General features: G+C 44.2%; 12 protein-coding genes. 9 read left to right on the top strand and 3 right to left on the bottom strand.

Features of this window, described 5'->3' with window-relative positions; all coding sequences use genetic code 11:
• Window positions 1-220: 220 nt before the first annotated feature.
• Complete coding sequence (locus ACFI6J_RS12265; protein WP_014948899.1) at window positions 221-1189, top strand: calcium/sodium antiporter; 969 nt, start codon at window positions 221-223, stop codon at window positions 1187-1189.
• A gap of 183 nt (window positions 1190-1372) precedes the next feature.
• Here the strand turns inward: ACFI6J_RS12265 and ACFI6J_RS12260 are convergent, their stop codons facing one another.
• Window positions 1373-1861 (bottom strand): hypothetical protein, encoded by a 489-nt coding sequence (locus ACFI6J_RS12260; protein WP_014976053.1) that lies wholly within the window; start codon window positions 1859-1861, stop codon window positions 1373-1375.
• Between the two features lie 325 nt (window positions 1862-2186).
• Here ACFI6J_RS12260 and asnS point away from each other — a divergent pair, with 325 nt between their 5' ends.
• Window positions 2187-3584 carry an asparagine--tRNA ligase gene (gene asnS, locus ACFI6J_RS12255; protein WP_014948897.1) on the top strand — a complete coding sequence of 466 codons (1398 nt, stop codon included), beginning with the start codon at window positions 2187-2189 and terminating at the stop codon, window positions 3582-3584.
• Window positions 3585-3673: 89 nt separating this feature from the next.
• Here the strand turns inward: asnS and ACFI6J_RS12250 are convergent, their stop codons facing one another.
• On the bottom strand, window positions 3674-4447 hold the full coding sequence (locus tag ACFI6J_RS12250) for a hypothetical protein (protein WP_232375998.1): 774 nt from the start codon (window positions 4445-4447) through the stop codon (window positions 3674-3676).
• A 413-nt stretch (window positions 4448-4860) separates the two neighbouring features.
• Here ACFI6J_RS12250 and ACFI6J_RS12245 point away from each other — a divergent pair, with 413 nt between their 5' ends.
• The 7 genes from ACFI6J_RS12245 to ACFI6J_RS12215 all read left to right on the top strand — a co-directional run bounded on the left by ACFI6J_RS12245 (window position 4861) and on the right by ACFI6J_RS12215 (window position 14621).
• A complete protein-coding gene (locus ACFI6J_RS12245) occupies window positions 4861-6003 on the top strand; it encodes a paraquat-inducible protein A (RefSeq protein ID WP_145912130.1) in 1143 nt (380 codons plus the stop codon).
• Window positions 6000-7652, top strand: a complete 1653-nt coding sequence (gene pqiB / locus ACFI6J_RS12240) for an intermembrane transport protein PqiB (protein ID WP_049585894.1) — start codon at window positions 6000-6002, stop codon at window positions 7650-7652. The genes ACFI6J_RS12245 and pqiB overlap by 4 nt, the downstream gene beginning before the upstream one ends.
• A 177-nt stretch (window positions 7653-7829) precedes the next feature.
• Entirely contained in the window at window positions 7830-8441 is a 612-nt protein-coding gene (locus tag ACFI6J_RS12235; protein WP_069943996.1) for a PqiC family protein, read from the top strand.
• A 2-nt stretch (window positions 8442-8443) separates the two neighbouring features.
• Entirely contained in the window at window positions 8444-9559 is a 1116-nt protein-coding gene (locus ACFI6J_RS12230) for a GGDEF domain-containing protein (protein ID WP_069943995.1), read from the top strand.
• Between the two features lie 139 nt (window positions 9560-9698).
• Window positions 9699-10847, top strand: a complete 1149-nt coding sequence (locus ACFI6J_RS12225) for an efflux RND transporter periplasmic adaptor subunit (RefSeq protein WP_014948891.1) — start codon at window positions 9699-9701, stop codon at window positions 10845-10847.
• A 9-nt stretch (window positions 10848-10856) separates the two neighbouring features.
• Window positions 10857-14036: an efflux RND transporter permease subunit gene (locus ACFI6J_RS12220; RefSeq protein WP_156086138.1), complete on the top strand. Its 3180-nt coding sequence runs from the start codon at window positions 10857-10859 to the stop codon at window positions 14034-14036.
• A 93-nt stretch (window positions 14037-14129) separates the two neighbouring features.
• Window positions 14130-14621 (top strand): GNAT family N-acetyltransferase, encoded by a 492-nt coding sequence (locus tag ACFI6J_RS12215; protein WP_049585890.1) that lies wholly within the window; start codon window positions 14130-14132, stop codon window positions 14619-14621.
• A gap of 94 nt (window positions 14622-14715) precedes the next feature.
• On the opposite strand, the gene ACFI6J_RS12210 is transcribed toward ACFI6J_RS12215, so the two are convergent.
• Window positions 14716-16797 (bottom strand): TonB-dependent receptor, encoded by a 2082-nt coding sequence (locus tag ACFI6J_RS12210; RefSeq protein WP_049585922.1) that lies wholly within the window; start codon window positions 16795-16797, stop codon window positions 14716-14718.
• Between the last annotated feature and the right edge of the window lie 178 nt (window positions 16798-16975).

Here is a 16975-nt window from a genome sequence, read left to right as displayed (position 1 = left end):
ACAATTATTGCTGTGTTTGTTCAATTTACAAACACGATTAAAGTAGCGCTGAGTTTACGCTTTACTCATCATTTGCATAGCATTATCAGCACGGCTTTTTTTCATCGTTAAGACAACAAAAACTAATGTGCATTTGAATAGATTGAAACGACTTTTGTTTATTGAGTTTGCCTATACATTGAAGTAAGCAAACAAGATACGAATGGTTTAAGGAGTACGTATGTTATTAGCCAGCTTGGCTATTTTAATCGGATTACCGGTTTTGCTTTGGAGCGCAGGGAAGTTTGTAGGTGGTGCCGCATCGGTTGCCAATCATTTCGGTGTTTCCCCCTTGCTCATCGGTATGCTCATTATTGGGTTTGGTACATCGGCCCCTGAAATCATCGTTTCAGTGTTTGCAGCTATTCAAGGCAACTCTGGCATAGCGCTGGGTAACGCCTATGGCTCTAATATCGCCAATATCTTGTTAATCCTTGGCCTTACCGCAATCATTAGTCCTATTGCGGTTAAATCAGAAATCATTAAGAAAGAGCTGCCTGTTTTACTTGGCATCACCTTCTTTGCCGCATGGCAGGTGTGGGACTTAAATATCTCGAAAGACGACGCATTCTCTTTGTTAGGACTGTTTGTGCTTCTGCTTTCTTGGAGTATTTATCACGGCATGAAAGGCGACAAAGACGCCCTCGCCGACGAATACGATGAAGAGATTAATAGCAACGAAGGTACAGTAAAAACCCATGTAATGTGGTTGATTGCGGGGCTTTTATTGCTAGTTGCAAGCTCGCGTATGCTGGTATGGGGCGCGGTAGAAGTCGCCACCTTCTTCGGTGTTAGCGATACTATTATCGGGTTGACGGTTATCGCAATTGGTACATCGTTACCAGAACTTGCATCATCGCTAATGGCGGTGAAGAAAGGCGAACACGATTTAGCCATTGGTAACGTGATCGGATCTAACATGTTCAACACCTTGGCAGTAGTGGGCATTGCAGGCACCATTCAGCCAATGGCTGTAGGTTCTGAGTTTTTATACCGCGACGTTATGGTGATGTTCGCATCAACCATTGCCCTATTCATTTTCTGTATTGGCATTAAGCGCCAAGGACGTTTAAACCGTCTGGAAGGCGGAGCATTTGTGCTGGCCTACGCGGCCTATACGTACTGGCTTATCCAAGCAGCTTTTATTTAAGTTATTGCCGCAAGCCTTGTAAATAATAACGCTTATTATGCATCGCTCACTTGATGGGAAGCTCACAGCAACCCCATCAAGTGACATAAAAACCGCTTGTCGAAAGCGCTACTCACAAAGCTTTGTCATTTTGCCCTTGAGTTATGTTTTTGTCGTGCACCGCATGTAGAGCGCTTTCTCTATTCACAGGCCCAGTGTGGTAGCCAGTGTGATTAGGCTTATCGCCGCAATAGCAAATAAAATGAATAGGTTTATGCCAAAACTATCGCTTTGACGACGGTTTCTTCTGGCACGCATAATTATGCTAACCAAACTCACTATCAAACATACCTGTAGCATGATGGTCATGGCCGATAAATGACTTTCAGACCAACTGGTATCGCCTTTTATTCCCCAGTACTGCTGCACGCCACTGATAAAGTCAGGGCGCGCATAGTGAAATAGTATGAGTACGACAACCATGCCAACCCAGCCAACGATGTTTAACCCAAGCATCACCTTATAAAAAGGCGTTTTAGAACGGGGCGTTGAACGTCGCTCTGCAAGTTGCTCGTAAGTCATAGAACTTCTCTCATTTTCGGCATCGCTAGAACGGTCAGCGTCACTTTGCGTAGCACTCGGTTCTTGTGCTTGCTGAGACACTGGCGTGTTCGAATCATTTTTATTTCCCATTTGTCACTCTGTTCTCTGGCATCCCGCTTTATGTTGGGTATACTAGCGTGCTATTGGATTGTATTTCATTGGTTATTTTTACATCACCAAGTCATGTTTCGATCTGTATTTTGCTTATACTTGGCACCAAGCGAATTGCGAAATGCCTTTTTGAAAAGCGAAAAGCTAATACAGATTCTAGTAAGTTATCGGCATGGCAATCCAAAAACATTGACTATAAAGCAAATTTTAGTGCATTTTTTCATTCACAGTTTAATGCACTGTGTTGTTGAAAATGACTCAATAGTAAGCAACAACATAAAATTAGTAAGACGGAGAAATTAACATGACGCATGCGCCCGTAGTTGACGTACTTAAAGGTAAGTACGCCGTTGGCGAATCGGTAACCGTAAAGGGTTGGGTAAGAACACGCCGCGACTCTAAAGCGGGGTTATCATTTATTGCACTACACGACGGTAGTTGCTTCGATCCTGTACAAGTTATTGCGCTAAATTCTCTGTCAAATTATGCCGATATCCAGCGCTTAACAGCAGGCTGCTCATTATCGGTTACCGGTACAGTGAAAGAGTCTCAGGGCCAAGGCCAAGCCGTTGAAATTGACGCGACTGACGTTGAAGTTTTGGGTTGGGTAGAAAACCCTGATACCTACCCAATGGCCGCTAAACGTCACAGCATTGAGTACCTTCGCGAATATGCGCACCTACGCCCTCGCACTAACGTTATCGGCGCGGTAACCCGCGTTCGCAACTGTTTGTCGCAGGCGATTCACCGCTTTTTCCATGAGAAAGGTTACTTCTGGATCTCTACGCCAATTCTAACGGCTAGCGACACAGAAGGTGCAGGTGAAATGTTCCGCGTATCAACTCTTGATATGATGAATCTTCCACGCGACGACAAAGGCAATGTTGACTATTCAGAAGATTTCTTCGGCAAGGAAACCTACCTAACGGTATCAGGTCAGCTTAACGTTGAAACATATTGCACAGCTATGTCTAAGGTGTACACCTTCGGCCCTACGTTCCGTGCAGAGAACTCAAACACGTCTCGTCACCTCGCCGAGTTTTGGATGATTGAGCCTGAAGTGGCGTTTGCTGAATTGAAAGACGTAGCACAGCTTGCTGAAGACATGCTGAAGTATGTATGTAAGGCCGTGCTTGAAGAGCTGCCTGACGACATGGCGTTCTTTGCTCAGCGTATTAAGAAAGACGCCATTGAGCGTTTAGAAAAGTTAGTAAGCTCTGACTTTGTTCGCATGGACTACACTGACGCTATCGAAATTCTGCAAAACTGCGGCAAAGAATTTGAATTCCCTGTTGAATGGGGTATCGATTTATCTTCTGAGCACGAGCGCTATCTTGCAGAAGAACACGTTGGTGCGCCAATTATCATGCAGAACTACCCGAAAGATATTAAAGCGTTCTACATGCGCATTAACGATGACGGTAAGACTGTTGCAGCAATGGATGTACTTGCGCCAGGCATCGGTGAAATCATCGGTGGTTCACAGCGTGAAGAACGCCTAGACGTTTTCGATGCACGCCTTGACGAAATGGGCCTATCGAAAGAAGACTACGCGTGGTATCGCGACCTTCGCCGCTACGGCACCGTACCTCACTCAGGTTTCGGTCTTGGTTTCGAGCGCCTTGTAGCATACGTAACTGGCATGCAAAACGTACGTGACGTGATCCCATTCCCACGTACACCGGGCAACGCTAGCTTCTAAGCAGTTGTTCGCTAGATTTAAAAGCCCGCATGTAGATTGCTACATGCGGGCTTTTTTACTTCTTGAACCGTTATTATCTCAGCGCTAGTTTACGGACTTACTGAAATTCCAATTGCAGCAGAGCGACAAGGTTCAACCGTGTAAACAAATCCCTCTTCCACTTCATCTGTCTTTTCAATCTGCAAAATTTCGTAGTCGTTAAGCTCTATAACGCGGGTTCCCTCAGGATGAGCACAGCGTGAGAGTGAGTCAGCTTCAAACTCATAAATGAAATAGGCTAAGGCACGTCGTTGTGACTTTTTGTAATCAACACTCTTTTGTTTTGCGTTAGTCAGTAGCGAGGTTAAGTCCTTTTCTAACTCAGAAATATCTTCCGCTTGTTCCTTAGTAAGTTGCGCTTCACCATTTTCAAGTTCATTTTCCGTTACGTTTTCTATGCTTATTAAAGGGTTAGCACTTTCACTACTAAATTCAGAGAGTAGCCCAACTTGCCCAGCTAAAACTCCCAGCTGCAGCGCCACGCCAAGTGTCCATGCTAGTCTTGCCAATGTGGTAGAGGTAGCAAACCGATAGTGTTTTGGATGCCAAAACCGCGCAACGCCAAACGGCTTCAATAGCAGTAAGAAAAACAGATAGAAAATAATAAGAAGCATACCACCCACAAGCCCTAACATGGTGGTAACAAAGAACCAGCTTGGCACCATAAGAATAAGCGCAAAGTTGTGACTGTAAGGCAAGGCGTTTGCTGATACGCCAGTTATGCTATTCACCAACCCACTTGCAGAGGCGAGTGCAAAGTTTGCGATGATTGCGTATACAAACAGAATCACAGCTTTACCTGGTAAGCTGTTCCAAAGTGTCATGAACCTGGGCCATGTCTCGCTAACAATGCCCGTAAGAGCAAAACCAAACATTATTGCTTCAAACAGTCTACTTTCTATGTTCAGAAATATTTGCAACAAAAGCATGCTGGTTGCTAAAAAATAACATCGCTGAGCAAAGGTAATACTCATCCAAAAACGTAAAAAACCAACACGCCTTTTCAGGAATAAACGACTTACCTGCTTCTTAATTTTTCCATATACACTACGAATTTCGTTTGCTATTTCCATCACTTAATCGTCAATTATTGTTGTTATACTGCTAAATACGACTGGCTATACTTCCCGACATGCCTGCAATAAGCTATGCTGTTGATTCTAAAAATCAACGGGTTATACCTCTAGGCTGCTATCTATCATACAACGAGCATACAAAAAGTGGCGTGCAAAAGCATATGGCTGAATCAAATACGTTATCTATAGTTTGTGAGCAATGCCATACTCAGGTACACATTCCCGCCCTAGCACACAGGCAACGGGCCGTGTGCTCAGTATGTAACCACACACTAATATCTCATCGCGATGGCGCAAGCGAAAAGTTGCTCGCTTATACTTTCAGTGCTCTGATATTTTTATTACTTTCGTTACCTTTTAACTTTCTGACATTTAAAGCTAGCGGGCAAAAGCACAGTATTGATTTGCCTACCGGTATTACCGTACTCATTGAAAACGATTATTTGTCACTAGCGATAATAACCAGCTTAGCAACATTATTGCTGCCCGGAATGGTACTCGGCGGCCTGCTATTGTTATCTTTAGCTCAAATACAAAACCGACGCCCCTTTTACTTGCCGCGGCTTTACAAACTTGTGAAAGCCCTCTTACCGTGGAGCATGGCAGAAATTTTTCTTGTTGGTACCTTGGTTAGCCTTATCAAAATTACCGAATTGGCCGACGTTTCCATAGGCCTATCATTTTATGCATTCGTTGGCTTTTCAGCGTTCACGGCTCTTTGTATATCTCAATTTGATCCCACACGCTACGCCATGTGGATGTCTCAAGGCCAACCACCACAACCTAAACCATTGTGTGAAGCGCAAGCGCAAGAGAGTATTCAGCGTACGTGGGCGTTGTTGATCACTGCTTGTATCTTATATATTCCTGCTAATGTACTACCAATTATGTATACTGAATTTTTTGGCCAAGAGACGCCCAATACGATTATTGGTGGTGTCATATCGTTGTGGGAATCGGGCTCGTATCCAGTGGCGATAATTATTTTAGTTGCCAGCGTGGTAGTGCCAGTGGCAAAAATTATCATTCTTGCTTGGCTCAATTTTTCCGTACAGCGAGAGAAAACCACTTCAAAACAATTACGTATACGTTACTACCGCATCACTGAGGCGATAGGCCGCTGGTCGATGATAGACGTTTTTGTTGTAGCAGTGCTGGTATCCCTTATTCAGATGGGGAACACCATGTCTATTTATCCGGGCCAAGCGGCACTCGCCTTTTGTGCCGTTGTATTTGTAACGATGATAGCCGCGATGACGTTTGATTCGAGGCTAATTTGGCAGCAGTGGAAGCAATTACCATGACCACAAACGATCCGAACATTAATGAAGCTAAGGTCAAACCGACCTCGTCCATTTCTCGCATTTGGATTATCCCAATTCTTGTTATCGTTATTGGTGGCTGGATGGTGTACTACCAATGGAAGAATCAGGGCCCTCTCATTACGATAGAGCTGCATTCGGCAACAGGTATTGAGGTAAACAAAACACCAATAAAAGTGCGGGACCTAGATATTGGACAGGTAAAAAAGATAACGCTAAAGCCTGACTTAAACGGCGTACTTGTCACGGCCAGAATTGATGCTAGCGCGGCCCATCTACTCAATGAAAATGCAAAGTTTTGGGTTGTCGCCCCCCGTATAAGTTTTTCAGAGGTTTCAGGGCTTAACACCCTCTTGTCTGGCAGCTATATTGCCATGTCAGCCCGTGATAAAGGCAAAGAGCAACTCCATTTTACGGCACTTGAGCGCCCACCGGTTACGCCTCCTGGCACTCCAGGGCTTCATGTTATGTTAAAAAGTGACGACGAATTTGCCTACAAACCTGGCGATCCCGTTATTTATAAAGGGTTTAAAGTTGGCGAGTTTGAAGACGCTACCTTTAATATTGAAGAACGTGTGGTGTATTACGACGCATTTATTGAAGCGCCTTACCATAAACTCATAACCAACACGACACGTTTCTGGGATGTCAGCGGTGTTAAATTGTTGCTTGAATCGAACGGTGTAAGCATTGAAACAGGCAGCTTGGAAACCTTATTAGCAAACGGTATTACCTTTGGGATCCCTGACGGCGTGCCAAAAGGTGAACAAGTGCTAGATAACGCCTTTTTCACAATTTATGGGGATAGCACATCCGCCTCAGATGCACGTTATAAAGTCGCCGCTGAATACTTGCTACTTATCGATGAAAGTGTGCGAGGTCTAACCGTTGGCGCACCGGTTGAATACCGTGGTATTGAAATTGGCAACGTAACTGCTATCAACTCCTTCCCTGCTTTAGATGGCAACATTTTGGAGCGAGATTATCCCATCCCCGTGCTTATTAATATTTACCCCGGTAAAGCAAGGCAGCCTGATACCAAAGAAGGCCTTAGTGCAATAAAGCAAACCATTCGAAACTGGCTAGAAAGAGATCTTCGCGCATCGCTACGCATGGGTAATGTATTAACAAGTGGTTTGTATGTAGATTTACAGCATGTACCTGATGCCGACAGTAACGGCGGCATTGAAGTGATTAACGGCTACGAAGTAATTCCTACTGTTAGTAACGAGTTCACGCAATTGACGCAAAAGGCCGACGCAATTTTAGACAAAATCAATCAGCTTCCGCTTAAGGAAATGGTGGAAAATGTGCAGTTAGCCGTTGAAGACATGCGTTTAGCTGCTGAGTCTGTGGAAACGGCGAGCAGCGACTTTGATGTACTTATCGCTGATATTGATGCGAAAGCATTAAATAGTAATCTTAATCAGGTTCTTGTTAGCCTTGATGGCCTGCTTAAAAATTACAGCGAGGGTGGTTTTAACCAGTCTGAGATAAAAGAGACCGTTGATGCGCTGCAAGAAACCATGCGCAACATTCAGCCTTTATTGTTAAAGCTAAACCAGTCTCCGAATAGTTTAATATTTTCAAAGGATGATGAAGCGGACATTCAACCTAAAGCGAAGAATTAGCGCAGTAGAGTCAAACAAATACGCGGTTAATTTTCGAGCAACAATGGCGTAAAAAATGAATGCTCTTTATCCTTGATAATTAGCCGATATTAAGAAAGTAATACGCTACAGTGAATGTCAATTGACAGTATTGCCATAGCGAAACATCCAAAAACAAGGATGGAAGGAATAAATAGAATGATACAGCAGTTTAAGGTTTTCCCATCTCAACCTACAGGTAAAGCACTGTTTATCGGTGTATTTGCGCTTTTCACCTGCGTATTATCGGCGTGTAGTAGCGCGCCTCGTTCGCTGACATACTACTTACTTCACACCACGGGTGACAGTGCATATACCGTAAACAAAGCATCAACGGCTGTTGTAATAGATAAGATAACCCTACCGGAATATCTCAAACACCGTGGGCTTGTGTACCAAACCAGTGACACCAACTTGCATATCTCAACCAGTCACTTATGGGCCGAACCTGTAGACGAAGGGCTTACTAAGGCGCTAACCAGCGCGTTAGCATCAAAGCAAGTGTCATTGCTTCGCCCCGATCACTACGCAAGTGAAGAAGCCATTCATATGGCGTTGCACCTCAATGATTTTGTCAGCACCTATGAAGGGGAAGTTATTCTATCTGGCCAATATGTGATTACTCACGTGGAAGGCCAAACGCAAAGCTATCCATTTTTATTCAAAACGCCCCTTGAAGATGATGGATTTTCTCCAAGTATCAAAGCAATGAGAAATACTATCCAACAACTCGCAGAAGATATTAGAAAAACTGTGACAAAATCTGTTTAATCATGTTCGGCGCTCTCAAGCAATACGTATTTAGTGGCGTAAGCCGTCACTACAAGGATGAAACCAACAGACGCATTATGGTGGTGAACCTTTTTGCGGCAGTGGGTATGTCTATCACGTTCTTGCTTGGCTCTAGGGCTTTTATTGACGGTGAATATTCTCTTTCAACTACGCTCTATACTGCCAGTGTAGTATTTGCTATTTCACAGCGCTTACAAGTTCGGTTTGCGTCAGCCAAAGCTCGTACATGGTCTATAACACTTCTCATTATCTGTTTAATGGTACTGACTCTCCTGCTGCTGATTACCGGTGGAAAAGACAATACCGGTCCCCTTTGGATTTACTTGGTGCCGCCAGTCACTATGTTTTTTGCAGGCTTTGTCAGAGGCCTCATCGCACTTATTGCCTATACGCTAGTTAGCGCCATCGTGCTGTTCGCCTTCAATGACGCTTCATTTGTAGCAAACTACACCTACGCGTTTAAAACTCGTTTACTGTATTCTTTTTTAACCGTTTCATTTCTGTCGGCGTTTTATGAGTACAGTAGACAAAAGAGTTACGACACAGCACTTTATTTAAGTGAGCAGTTTGAGCGCCAGGCCAAGCATGACCACTTAACTCAGTTATTAAACCGGCGAGGTGCGCAGCAGTGTCTAGAGCGCGAGTACGCAAGAATGCTGAGAAGCAAACGTAAATTTTCAGTCGCCATTGCAGATATTGACCGCTTTAAAAGTATTAATGACACCTTAGGCCATGAACAAGGTGACGAGGTCCTTCGTCAGATTTCAAAAGTGTTTAGTTCTCGTCTGCGAGGACAAGATATTCTCGCACGGTGGGGTGGCGAAGAATTCATGTTCATCTTTACCGATACTGATGAAGCGGGTGCTGTAAATGCCTTGGAAAATATTCGAGATATTTTGAACAACGCACCGCTTAATATTAACGGTAGCGAGATCCATGTAACGAGTAGTTTCGGGGTGAGCGAAGTAAATCCCGATATAGATATTTCCTGCGCCGTTCGTCGAGCAGACCAAGCACTTTACTATGCCAAAGATAATGGTCGAGATTTCGTGTGTGAATTTTCGTCGTTGAGCTCCCCCTCTTTTTCGGAAAACTAAACCAATTTCCCTGTTTAAATCAGTACGGATAACTGACTTTACACAAAATTGACTCATGTTTAGTTACATTTGCGCTGTATTCCTGAAACACTTTAGCGCTACACTATGTAAAGTATTCGCTATAAAAGTAGATTTAGCCATGAAATGGATGAAAGTTGCACTGCCTATTGGTGTTTTATTAGTAGGCTACTTAGGTATGAAAGGAATCGAAGCCTCTGCCTCTGATAATACTATTACAGAAGAAGTTGATACCCGCCCAACGGTGACTATTGAAGCTTTATCGCCAGAAGACGTGCGCGTTCAACTTACCTCGTATGGCGAAATAACGCCCCTTGAAACCACAAACCTTGCAGCTCAGGTATCGGGAGAAGTTGAGCGCTGGAACCCTAAGTTTGTGAGCGGCGGTCTGGTTCGACGTGGCGAAACCTTATTTGAAATAGAAGCTGACGCATATGAAGCGGCATTGTTGCTGGCTGAAGCTAACCTCGCTAGCGCGCAAGCACAGCTTATCCAAGAGCAAGCCCAAGCTGATGTCGCTGCCAAAGAAGCGAAAACGATGCCTAACGCACGGGTTACTGACCTTTACCTTCGCAAACCTCAAGTGATGAGTGCGCAAGCTGGCGTAAAATCAGCTGAAGCGCAGCTTAAAATCGCAAAGCGTGACTTAGACAACTGTAAGGTAAAAGCACCATACGATGCACTTATAGTATCTAGAGATATCAGCACTGGTGACTATGTAACTCAAGGCACGCCAGTCGCTGTCATTAACAACATCGAATACGCTGAAGTAACCTTCCCTGTAGCCGGCTTTGACCGTGTTTTTCTAGCAGACAACACCATTGGTAGTGAAATCGCCATCGAAGTAGATGATGTGCAGGGCGCTACTGTAAAAGGTACCATTCACCGTGATACGGGTGTGGTAGATAACACCACGCGTATGAGCTATTTCGTTGCCCGTATTGAAGATCCTTACGCCATCAATTCGTCGAAGCCTATCGTAAAGTTTGGTTCGTATAGCACAATCGCATTTGAAGGAAAAACCCTTAGCGACGTATACCGCGTACCTCAAGAGTTGGTAACCAATCGATTGTTGTGGACGTTAGATGACGAAGACAGATTAAAATCGCAAAAGGTTAAAGTTGTTCGCGAAGAAAATGGCGACTTCCTTATTCAAGGCGATTTCAATGCCAAAAAAGTCGTGATGAGTTTGCCCGAATATCCTCAAAACGGTATGCCTGTTAAGGTCATTGAGACCACGACCGAAATTGTGACAGCAAAAGCGAACTAAGGAGCTGTCATGGAAAACCACAACGATACACAAACCGGCATTATTTCTTGGTTCGCCAGAAACTCCGTGGCCGCCAACCTACTGATGATTTTTATCATCATCATGGGGATAGCGAGCTATTTCACTATTCAGCGTCAGATGTTTCCAAACATCGAAATAAACTACATCACCGTTGAAGCCAACTACCCTGGTGCTTCACCTCAAGAGATTGAAGAGAGTATTTTCATTAAAGTTGAGGAAGCAGTAAAAGACATTACTGAGATTAAGCGTACGGTTTCACGTGCATTTCGCGGTGGCGGTGCAGTTACACTGGAAATTGACACTAAAGCTGAATTAACAGATGTACTTGATAAGGTGAAGCTTCGCGTTGACAGTATTGCCACCTTCCCCGCTGGCATGGAGCCGGTTAATGTTTCCCAAGTAGAGTTCCAGCAGCAAGTTATTGAAATGCCTATTGTCGGTGACTTGCCTTTATCAGAACTCAAAGTGCTGGCAAAAGAGGTGGAAGATGAGCTTCTACAACTTGGCTCTATCTCTTTGGTTGAAGCCAATACGCCGGACGATGAAATTGCCATTGAAATTAAACCTGATACGCTTAGGAAGTACGGCTTAACTATTGCCGATGTCACACAGGCAATTAATAGTTACTCTGCCAACATTTCCGCAGGTCAGCTTAGAACTAACTCAGGTATCGTATCGGTACGTGTTGAAAACCAGTACTACAGCGGCGATGAGTTTAAGCAAATCCCTATTAAAATTGGCACAGGCGGCGCTAAGGTAACCTTGGGCGATGTCGCTTATATCAACGATGGATTTGTTGAAGGTGAACGCTACTTTAAATACAACGGCATGAACGCTATCTACATTGCCGTTAAAGCCACTAAAACCCAAAACACCATTCCTGTAGCCGAAACCGTAAAAGCCTATATTGATCAGAAAAACGAAAGCCTTCCTCAAGGAGTAAGCCTAGAAATTCTGGTTGATATGACCTATTACCTTAACGCTCGTTTAGACATGATGTTGTCGAACCTGGTTCAAGGCTCAATTCTAGTGGCGCTAATGTTAACCCTGTTCTTGCGCTTTAGGCTTGCCGTGTGGGTTATGGTTGGTTTACCGGTATGTTTCCTTGGTGCCATGATGCTAATGCCTTTGTTTGGTGTAAGCATAAACATCCTTTCGCTGTTCGCATTTATCATGGTACTGGGTATTGTGGTTGATGATGCGATCGTTATTGGCGAGAGTGCTTACACCGAAATTGAAAGCAAAGGTGGCGGTGTTGACAATGTAATCCGCGGTGCCAAGCGCGTAGCTACGCCCGCCACATTCGGTGTTTTAACCACTATCGCCGTGTTTGCTCCGTTTACGCTAAGCAGCGGGCCTGAAGGCGCGTTCTTCTATAATATCGCTGTTGTCGTAATCTTGTGTTTAGCATTCAGTCTAGTTGAATCTAAGCTCATTCTGCCGGCCCACTTAGCCCACACTAAATTTTCCCCAGTTAAACAAAATAGCTGGCGGTCGCGTTTTAACAAGCGATTCTTTGCTTTTGTTAACGGTCCTTACAAGCGTTCTCTAGCGAAAGCGATTGAATGGCGCTGGGCTGTACTCATGATGTTCGTCGCAATGCTAATGCTAAGTATGGGGCTTATTGGTGCTAATTACGTAAGAATGGTCCCCAATCCGAAAGTACCTCATGACTTCCCAAGCGTTAAAATAGAGATGAATGAAAACGTCTCAGATTTAGCAACCATTAACGCGTTAAAAATTGTTGAGCAAACAATCTTAGACGTTGAAGAACAAATCATCGATGAGTTTGGTCAAGGCATGATAAGAGACCGCCTGGCGTTTAACGATGACAGAACTGAAGGCCGTATTTTAACGCCGTTAGTTAATGAAGAAGACCGCCCTATTGACACGTTTGAGCTTGCTCGTCGCTGGCGCGAAGCCATTCCTGAAATTACCGGCATGAAATCATTTACCGTAGTTGATGACGTAAACGGTGATGGTGATGACGGCGAATTTGGTTATTTACTCTTTGGCCCTGATATCGACACCCTAAACGCAGCAGGTCTTAAGTTTATTGAAATGCTGCAGCAGCAAGAGGGCTTGTTTGACGTTAGCTCAACTATCGACCCTCCAAGCAAAGAAGTACAAATGACATTGCTTCCAGTTGCGTACGACTTGGGTCTTACTTTATCTAATATCGCTTCTCAAGTAGGTGCAGGCTTCTACGGCGGCGAGGCACAACGTGTTATTCGAAACGGTGAAGAAGTGAAAGTAATGGTGCGCTACCCAGAACTTACCCGCGAACGCTTCGCCGACTTGAAGTACTCTTTGATCACCACGCCTAATGGTCAGGAAGTTATGCTGGGTGACGTTGTGGCCTTAGAGGAGAAACCAGGTATAAGCTACATTCGCCGTGAAGGTGGATACCGTAGCGTTTACATTTGGGGCAATATCGATGAAGAAAAGATTGAGCCAAACGAAGTGGTCACTGAAATTAGAGAGAAGCTACTTCCTCAATTAAAAGAGTCGTTCCCGTCGGTTATGACTGAACTTGGTGGTGACATTGAGGAGCAGCAAGCGCAACAGAATGAGCAGATATTGTTTTTCTTAGCTGCCATGATCATGGTGTATATCCTTCTTGCTGTACCACTTAAAAGCTATGGGCAACCACTTATTATCATGTCGGTTATCCCGTTTAGTTTTACAGGCGCAGTCTTCGGCCACTTTGTGCTGGGCTTAGACTTATCTATGATGTCTAACTTTGGCCTAATCGCTGCTGCGGGGGTTGTTATCAATGACTCACTAGTCATGACTGACTTTGTGAACCAGCGCCGTGCACAAGGCTACAGCATTAAAGAAGCGGTGACCGAAGCTGGTACCGCGCGCTTCCGAGCGATTACGTTAACCTCAATCACTACGTTTGTGGGCGTACTGCCCATTATGTTTGAAACAAGCCTACAGGCAGCGTTTGTTGTACCAATGGCTGCAGCACTCGGCTTTGCAGTACTTTACGCTACGCTTGTAACGCTTATATTGGTGCCGTGCTTGTACTTAATATTGCTTGATTTACGTGGTCCGTTTACGTTTATTAAGCGCAAGATTGTACGCAAAAAGCCTACTAAGGATAACGACGGCAATAGTACTTCACACACACATGTACCTCAGCCAAGTGCATCGATGGACTAGCTTTTATCGCTGAGAAAAGCTACAAACACCTAACTGTTTTAAAATGAGCCTTTATTGGCTCATTTTTTTTGATTATTTATGATGGGAGTCACCATGAGCAACGCCATTTCAATAAGACCCGCCACGCCTGAGGATATTTCACAAATTCGCCAGTTCATTCTGGAACTTGCTATTTATGAAAAAGCAGAGCATGAAGTAGAAGCAGATGAAGAAGCGCTATTAAAAACATTATTCGGAGAAGGCGCAACCGCGCATTGTGTAATGTGTGAAAGCGATGACGCACCTATTGGTTTCGCTGTGTATTTCTTTAATTACTCAACGTGGCAAGGACGCAATGGTCTCTACCTTGAAGATTTGTATGTTTCACCAAAATCACGTGGCCTGGGTGCAGGGAAAGCGTTATTGCAACACTTAGCTAAAACAGCGGTAGAAAACGACTGCGGGCGTTTCGAATGGAGCGTTTTAGATTGGAACAAACCAGCTATCGATTTTTACGAGTCACTTGGCGCTAAACCAAAGAGTGAATGGTTAGGCTATCGTATGGATGGACAGACACTTATCGACTTTGCAAAGCAAGGCGAATAGAGCACAAAGCCTCTAAATACAAAGTGCAAAGATAAAAAAAGCCACTCGCTTTCGCGAATGGCTTTTAAACAATATTTTAAAACTGACGGTTAATTTAGAAAGAACCAATCAGTGATAGACGCGCATTAATTGGCGCACCTACTGTTACCTGATGCGTAGAGTGTGCATTCGGGAAGTAAAGCGTATCAGTCAAGTTTTCAACGTTTAACTGAAGGCGCATTTTGTCGCTAAGCGTGTAGTAAGCAGACGCATCAACACGCGTATAGCTAGGTAGTACAGGCGATGAAGCACTTGTCGATACCTTACTTTCGTCCTGATATGTAGCACCAATGCCGAAGCCAAATACTTCATTCACTTCGTAGGTTGTCCACACAGACATCGTATTTTCAGGCAGCTCACGAAGCTCTACGCCACTTGCGTTTTCGCCGTCAAGGTTGCTGTAGTTTGCAGTAATATACCACTTGTCTGTGATATAACCTTGCAGCTGTAGCTCAAAACCAGATACATCTGAGTCAACTTCAACAAAGCTTTCAGGGTCATTCGGGTCGTTATCCAATGACGTCTGCTCGTTCTCAAAGATAGCTGCTGTAAAGCTCATGCTGTCGTTGAAGTCCCACTTAACACCAATTTCTTGGTTCGTGAACGTGTCTGGATCTAGCGCGTTTGCGTCGCCATTAATATTCGCATATTGCTCGCCGCTGCGTGGCAAGAATGACTCACTGTAGCTAGCGTATATAGAGATATTTTTCTGTGGCTTATACACTAGGCCTGCACGCGGTGACACTTCTTCGTCTTTTCTGCTGCGTGTCTCTAAAACTTCAGGGTCCGCGTTGAATACTTCAATATCGAAGCTGTCAAAACGTGCACCTAGTACAAGGTCGAAGTTGTCTGATAGTGCAATTTCATCTTGAACATAGAAAGAGTATACATCCAAGTCTACATGCGTATCGTCGTTCAAGTCAGAGAAGTCTGCTGTAACTGTTACGCCTTCAGCATTTGTACCAGTTAAACCACGGAAGCTTAACGGACGTGAAATATTAAACGTTTCTCTATCACCGTCAGTGGAATCAAACACAGGGTTGTAACGATCTTGGTTTGACTTGGTATTAATAACCTCACCACCGAAGATAACCGTGTGCCCAATGCTTCCCGTTTCAAATTCGCCAACTAGGTTAGAAGACAAGATCATGTTTTCACGCTGCGTAGTATCAACGTATCCGTCTAGCGTTACTTGCTCAGTCTCAGCGTTATAACCTGCCGCATAAAAGGTCGAGTAAACTTTGTCATAGTCACCGTAAAAAGCGTTGAAGTTACCTTTCAGGTTATCTGAGAAAGTGTGCTCAACGTTTGCACGGAACACGTCAGCGCCCAATGTTTGGTAATTGTTATCTGGATCGCCAAACACGATTTCTTCAAACGCTTCAACTGGCTCGCCGTTGGCTGTTGGCACACCGCGGTCAATAAAGCGCTCGTGGTCGATATATTCATACGACACATCAACAATTGTGTCATCGCTTAACTCAAAGCGTGCCGTTGGGTTGAAGCCGTAACGATCTCCGTAAAAGAAGTCGCGATGATTATCTAAGCTTTCGTACATGGCGTTAATGCGCAGGGCCGACTTATCGCCCGTGTCAACATTGGTGTCTAACTGTAAGTTATATGCACCAAACGTATTAGCAGATACGTTGTAGTTTACAAACTTATCGCTCGTTTTCGCTTTCTTAGATACACGATTTAAGATACCGCCCGTACCACCGCGACCGAATAGCAATGCATTTGGACCACGAAGAATTTCTACCTGTTCAACATTGTAAAGTGCACGGTAGTATTGAACGTCATCACGGTTACCATCTAAGTAGAAATCTGCAGTAGAGCGCACACCACGGAATACTACCGAGTCGCGGTGACCTTCACCTTGCGATGTATTAACACCTGGTGCGTAGTCAATAATTTGTCCAATGCTAGTAATACCGCGAGCCGTTATTTCTTCAGCCGTAATAATCGACAAGCTCTGTGGCACGTCGATAATAGGTGTAGGGCTTTTAATTGAGTTGGACTGGTTAACCGAAAGGTACTTCCCTTTCACCGTTAGTCTCTCAATATCTTCCATATCAGCAGCAAAAGTTGCTGGGCTTAGAATTATCGCAGCAGCAATACTCGTAAGTTTGAATTTCAAAATTGCTCTCCAAGTGTTCTGTAAGTGTTGTGTGTTTACTTTTAAAAATCTGTAAAACCCTATTATCACGACCCGGCTTTCTGCCGAATTTTGCAATTGCAAATAATAATAGTTGTTATTTTTGGTCGGGATATTATAAAAATTTAGAACAAATGACGAGAGCAAAAGCGACAAAATT

Source organism: Alteromonas sp. G4i13 (assembly GCF_054960505.1).
The sequence above is the reverse complement of the archived record's forward strand: the minus strand, read 5'-3'. Positions and strand labels throughout refer to the sequence as shown.